The 5166-nt window shown below is 61.5% G+C and carries 4 protein-coding genes; all 4 read right to left on the bottom strand.

Annotated elements, in window-relative coordinates; genetic code table 11:
- Positions 1-58 precede the first annotated feature (58 nt).
- A complete protein-coding gene (locus tag ACW9JC_RS28565) occupies positions 59-1591 on the bottom strand; it encodes a DHA2 family efflux MFS transporter permease subunit (RefSeq protein WP_338581903.1) in 1533 nt (510 codons plus the stop codon).
- 64 nt (positions 1592-1655) lie between these two features.
- Entirely contained in the window at positions 1656-2858 is a 1203-nt protein-coding gene (locus ACW9JC_RS28560; RefSeq protein ID WP_457459225.1) for an HlyD family secretion protein, read from the bottom strand.
- A 15-nt stretch (positions 2859-2873) separates the two neighbouring features.
- Entirely contained in the window at positions 2874-4343 is a 1470-nt protein-coding gene (locus ACW9JC_RS28555; protein ID WP_457459223.1) for an efflux transporter outer membrane subunit, read from the bottom strand.
- Positions 4333-4815 (bottom strand): MarR family winged helix-turn-helix transcriptional regulator, encoded by a 483-nt coding sequence (locus ACW9JC_RS28550; RefSeq protein ID WP_457459221.1) that lies wholly within the window; start codon positions 4813-4815, stop codon positions 4333-4335. Before ACW9JC_RS28550 ends, ACW9JC_RS28555 begins: the two co-directional genes overlap by 11 nt.
- Between the last annotated feature and the right edge of the window lie 351 nt (positions 4816-5166).

Genomic DNA, 5166 nt, shown 5'->3' with positions numbered 1-5166 from the left:
ACACAAATCCCATGTAGGAGCTGCCGAAGGCTGCGATCTTTTAGCGGACACTGCTATATCAATGTCCCGCAGACGCCGCAGGCCCAGCCTTCGCCGTAAACGGCGGTTTGGCCAGCCACACGATCAATATCAACCCGAAGAACATCCAGCCCAGCAAGGTGAAGTAATCCACCGTGGACATGATGTACGCCTGGCTGATCACCATCTGATCCAGCTGCGTATAGGCCTTCGCCCCCGCCCCGCCTAGATGCGTCAACGCTTCACGAGTCGCCGGATCGAACTGGGTGATGCTTTCGGTCAGATAGGCATGGTGCTGATCCGCCCGGCGAATCCAGATCCAGGTGGTCAACGATGCCGCAAAGCTACCGCCCAAGGTCCGCAGGAACGTCGCCAGGCCCGAGCCATCGGCAATCTGATGCGGTGGCAAATCCGAGAGCAGGATGGTCAGGGTCGGCATAAAGAACAGCGCCACCCCGATGCCCATGAACAACTGCACCATGGCGATGTGCTGGAAATCCACTTCATTGGTGAAACCGGCGCGCATGAAACAGCTCAGGCCGATGGCCAGGAACGCCCCGCCGGCCAGCACCCGCATGTCGAATTTCGGCGCGTATTTGCCGACGAAAGGTGACAGCAACACCGGCAGGATTCCCAGCGGCGCCACGGCAAAACCGGCCCACGTCGCAGTGTAGCCCAGTCGCGTCTGCAACCATTGCGGCAATATCAGGTTGATCCCGAAGAACCCGGCGTAACCCAGAATCAGCACGATGGTGCCGTAGCGGAAGTTGCGGTAGGCGAATAGCCGCAGGTTCACTACCGGATGTTCGTCGGTCATTTCCCAGATTACGAAGAACACCAGCGCGACAACGGAAATCACCGAGCCAATGATGATGAAGTTCGATTCAAACCAATCGGCATCGTTGCCTTTGTCGAGGACGATCTGCAACGCGCCGACGCCGATGATCAAGGCGATCAGGCCGACGTAATCCATCGGCTGGCGGCTGGTGACCACCGGGCGTTTCTTCATCTGCTGGGTCACCACCCATGCGGCGAACACGCCGATCGGCACGTTGATGAAAAAGATCCACGGCCAGCTGTAACTGTCGGTGATCCAGCCGCCAAGAATCGGCCCGGCAATCGGCGCCACCACCGTGACCATCGCCAGCAGCGCCAGCGCCATCCCCCGTTTCGCCGGGGGGTAGACCGCAATCAGCAGCGTCTGGGTCATCGGGTACAACGGCCCCGCCACCACGCCTTGCAGGACGCGGAAGCCCACCAGTTCCGGCATGGATGTGGAGATCCCGCACAGGAACGACGCGATTACGAACAGCAGCGTCGCCCAGATAAACAGCTTCACCTCGCCGAAACGGCGGCTGAGCCAACCGGTCAGCGGCAGTGCGATGGCGTTGCTCACTGCGAACGATGTGATCACCCACGTGCCCTGCTCCGCACTCACGCCCAGGTTGCCGGAAATCGTCGGCAACGCCACGTTGGCGATGGTGGTGTCGAGCACCTGCATGAAGGTCGCCAGCGACAGGCCGATGGTGCTGAGCACCAGGCTGGGCGGCGTGAAAGAGGCGTTATTGCTCATCGCGAATCCTTTGACACTCAGGTTGCGCTGCGCCCGTTACAGGCGCAGCCGGCGGATTGGCGAATCAGCGATGTGCGGTCTTGCTGACCGCGGCGCTGTTGTCGTGAATCAACTGCGTGATCATGGCGTCGGCCTCGGCCAACTGGCGGTCGTAGATGCTGGTGCTGAACGACGCCTTCTGCGGCGGTTGTTGCGCCAGCACCGGGCCGCTCTGGTCGTGCAGGTCCACATCGACGATGGTCGACAGGCCAACCCGCAGCGGGTGTTTGGCCAGTTCTTCGGCGTTGACGTGAATCCGCACCGGCACCCGTTGCACGATCTTGATCCAGTTACCAGTGGCGTTTTGCGCCGGCAGCAAGGCAAACGCGCTGCCGGTACCGGCGCCGAGGCTGTCGATGGTGCCGCTGTATTTCACGCTGCTGCCGTAGAGATCGGTTTCGATCTCCACCGGTTGGCCAATGCGCATGTCACGCAGCTGGGTTTCCTTGAAGTTGGCGTCGATCCACAGTTGATCCAGCGGGATCACCGCCATCAACGCCTCACCCGGCTGCACCCGTTGGCCGAGCTGCACCGAGCGCTTGGCCACGTAACCGGTTACCGGCGCGATCAAAGTACTGCGGGAATTGTTCAGGTAGGCCTGACGCAGTTGCGCGGCGGCGGCCATCACGTCCGGGTGCGAAGACACCACAGTGTCGTCGACCAGCGCGCTGGTGGTTTTGAGTTTCTGCTGGGCGTTGGCCAGGGCGTTTTGCGCCGAGGTCAGGTCGTCACGGGCGTGGGACAACTCCTCCTGGGAAATCGCCCCGCCGCTGGCGAGGTTTTTCCGGCGGTTGTAGTTGTCCTGCGCTTTCTGCACTTCGGCTTGCTGGGCGTTGACCTGGGCTTTCATGCCGTCGACGTCGCTGTACAAACCGCGAACCTGACGCACCGTGCGGGCCAGATTGGCCTGGGCGTTTTGCAGGCCGATCTCGGCATCATTGGGGTCGAAATTCACCAGCACCTGGCCCTCATGGACCAGATCACCATCGTCGGCTCCGATGCTCACCACGGTGCCGGTGACCAGCGGCGTGATTTCCACCACGTTGCCGTTCACATAGGCGTCGTCGGTGCTTTCGCTCCAGCGCCCGTAAAATTCGTGATAGGCCCAGACACCCACGCCGCTGAGTGCAACGACCACGGCAAGCACCAGCAACATGAACTTGCGCTTGCCCGCGTTGGGATTGGCCGGGGTGTTTTCCGGGGATTGAGTCGTTTCGGCAGTGGCCATGACAAGTACCTTGAATTAGTGGGTCAGCGTGGCTGGAGCGGCGTCAGCCGAGGCAATGGCCTCAGGCTGGAAGCCGCCACCCAGCGCCTGTATCAATTGGATCGACAGGTCGATCTGCTCGGCATTCAGGTTGGCCAACTGACGCTGGGCCTGAAGCAATTGCTGCTCGATGCTGAGCACGTCCAGGTAGTTGCCGATGCCGGAACCGTACCGCTGGACCACGGTGTTGTATGAATCCTGGGCGATGTCGGTGGCGTGCTGTTGGGCAGCGATCTGCCGACCGATATCACGCAACTGGTTGATGCTGTCGCTGACATCACCCAATGCCCTGACCAGGCTTTTGTTGTACTGCGCCACCGCCAGGTCGTAGTCGGCGTCGCGGGAATCGAGGTCGGCGCGCAGGCGGCCACCGTCGAAAATCGGCACGGAAATGGTCGGCGCGACATTGAAGAAGCGGCTCGCCGAACCGAACATTGCATCGCCCAACAACGATTCGGCACCCGCCGCCGCGCTGAGGTTCAAGTTCGGATAGAACTGTGTTTTACCGGCGTCGATATTCTTGCTCGCTGCCTCGACCCGCCAACGCGCGGCGACCAGGTCCGGACGACGACCGAGCAGCTCGGCCGGCAGCACCGACGGCAACGCCACGGCGCCAGGCTTGAGAATGTTCGGCCGGACGATTTCATTGCCGCGATCCGGGCCTTTGCCGAGCAGCACGGCCAGCGCGATCTTGGCGCTTTGCAGGCGTTTTTCGGCGTCGATCAGGTTGGCTTCGGACGTGGCTTCCAGGCTTTCGGTTTGCTGGAACTGATACTGGCTGTCGATCCCGGCGCTCAGGCGACGCTGGCTCAGGTCGAGCATTTGTTTGGTGCGTTTGAGGTCTTCGGCGGACAGGTCATGAACGATGTAAGCCTGCCCAAGATCGCTGTAGGCACGGGCCACGTCGGCGGACAAGGTCAACTGCGCAGCCTTTTGATCGACTTCCGCAGCGCGGGCCTCGCCCAGTGCAGCTTCCCAGGCGTCACGCTGACCGCCCCAGAGATCAAAGTTGTAATTGAAAGTGGCACCGATGCTGCGCACGGTGGCGTAGTTGTCGCCCTGCCCCAGCGGGTCCTGATCCTTGGCCAGACGCGAACGGCTGATACCGGCGCTGGCATCGAGGGTCGGCATCCGCGCGGCATCGGCGGCGTACGCGGCGGCGCTGGCCTGATGGGCACGGGCGTCGGCGATCTGCATGTCGGGGCTGTCGTGCAGGGCTTCGCGGATCAGGCCGTCGAGCTGCGGATCGCCAAGGCCTTTCCACCAGTCGCTTTTCGGCCATGCCGCCGGCGACAACGTCACGCCGCTGAGGGATTGCCCGGCCTTGAGGTTTTTCGCATCGAGGCTGACGCCTTCGGTGGTCAGGCCGCTGTAACTGGCGCAACCCGCCAGGCTCATGGCCAACAGCACCAGGCTCAAACCGGTGCGCAGGGTTTTACTGTTCATTGTTGCCACCCAGACGCAGCACGGTGATCGAGTCACCGGCTGCCAGCAGAATTTTCTTGAGGATCAGCTCCAGGGTTTTCAGCTCGTCTGGAGTGATGGCGCCGGCCAGTTCATTCATGGCTTCGGCACCGATGTGCGGCAGGCGGTCAGCCAGTTTTTGCCCCTCTTCCGTAAGTACAAGCTGCACCTGCCGGCGATCTGCCTCGGAGCGCTGGCGAGCGAGGAAGCCTTTCTGTTCCAGACGATCGAGCATGCGCGTCATCGAACCGCTGTCCAGCGACAGGTGCCGACACAGCTCGCCCGGAGAATCGACGCCGTACTGGGCCATGATGATCAGCACCTTGAACTGCGCGGCGGTGATGCCGTGAGGTTCCATGTGCGTGTCGATGATCCGGTCCTTGAGCAGCGCAGCACGACCGAGCAGGAGACCGAGATGGCAATTGTGGAAATCGTCTGGCGCGAAATGTTTCATCTGAACACCAATTAGCTGCCTAGGCAGTGAATGTATGTCGAGATGTTACTGCCTAGGCAGCGAATGTCAACGTAATAGTTAGGGTGCTTGGTAAATAGTTGACCGGTGGTGGCTTTTGGTTGGGTACATATCCGGTGCTGCGGTAACGGCGGCTTATGGTTGGGTATATATCCATTGCTGCGGTAACGGCTGCTTAAGGTTCCGCCCTTACGGCGGGTCACTTTCGAAGAGCCGGAATGCCGGCCCAGACGAAAGTAACCAAAGCGCTTTGCCCCTTTCGTTCGGTGCCTCGCCTAGGCTCGGCATGCCCTCGCTCCGGTCCTGCTCCGTGGGCCCGCCGCCATCGGCCAT

This window comes from Pseudomonas sp. SDO5591_S426 (assembly GCF_054070755.1).
The sequence above is the reverse complement of the archived record's forward strand: the minus strand, read 5'-3'. Positions and strand labels throughout refer to the sequence as shown.